This is a genomic window from Vibrio sp. 1069 (assembly GCF_033340555.1).
On the sequence record NZ_JAWOWP010000118.1, the window covers coordinates 1 to 1,048 of the forward strand.

Consider the following 1,048-nt stretch of genomic DNA (forward strand, 5'->3'; position numbering starts at 1 on the left):
CACGGACGTTGTCTGCAGCAATCAACACTTGCTGCTTTACGTAACGGTTCGACATCACATCAACCGCCACTCGCATCCCTTCAAGAATTGGGATCGCACTTGAAGTACAAATCGACAAGGTACGAGCGAAACGAGCGGTATTGAGACCTTTAGAAATCTTACCGACGAGCGGCAAGCTGATGATTTTTCTGTCCCAAGACAAGCGAAAATCTGGTTTTTGCAATGCCAGTTTTAAGCCATAAAAACAAACTACTAGCACGGCAAAGATAATCAGCCCCCACTCTTGGACGAACTCACTAGCCGCCAGCAAAAATTGCGTTGACTGTGGCAACTCTTGCCCCATTTGAATGATCGGCTCGATGATTTTGGGTACCACGGTCGCCAACAAGAACGAGACAATCGCCACCGCAAACACCACTAACACGACAGGGTAGATCATCGCTTGCAACAGCTTAGAACGCATTTTCTGACGGTTTTCGACGTACTCCGCCAAGCGCTCTAAAACCGTATCAAGGTGTCCAGATTTTTCACCCGCGGCGACCATAGAGCGAAACAGTTCGTCAAATACGTGTGGATAATCACCTAGGCTATCTGCCAATGGGTAACCTTCGGTGACTTTGGAGCGAACGGCAGCGATCATGGTGCGAATTCGTGGCTTTTCTGCTTGTTCAGAAACTGCTCGAAGACACTCTTCAAGAGGCATACCTGATTGAACAAGTGTGGATAATTGACGCGTGATCAGAGCCAGTTCAGCCGTTTTGATACCACGTTTGAAGCCCACTGAGCCTGAAGACTTAGCCGCCTTTGCTTTGGCTTCCACGACCTCAACAGGGATCATCCCTTGTTCTTTCAGTCGTTGGCGCACTTGACGAGCGTTATCCCCTTCAATCGTGCCTTTTTTTTGTTTGCCTTTTGCATCCAGCGCTTTGTATTCAAATGCTGCCATTACGCTTCCTTCGTCACTCGCATCACTTCTTCAAGTGACGTAATACCACGACGTACTTTACTTAGACCATCACTACGAATACTTGGCGTATGATTACGAACG

The 1,048-nt window shown here is 48.0% G+C and carries 1 protein-coding gene; it reads right to left on the bottom strand.

Annotation, left to right across the window (positions count from 1 at the left end; genetic code table 11):
• Positions 1–946: type II secretion system F family protein (locus R7040_RS24825; protein WP_318097329.1), on the bottom strand; the 946-nt coding region annotated here is incomplete at its 3' end.
• Positions 947–1,048 lie beyond the last annotated feature (102 nt).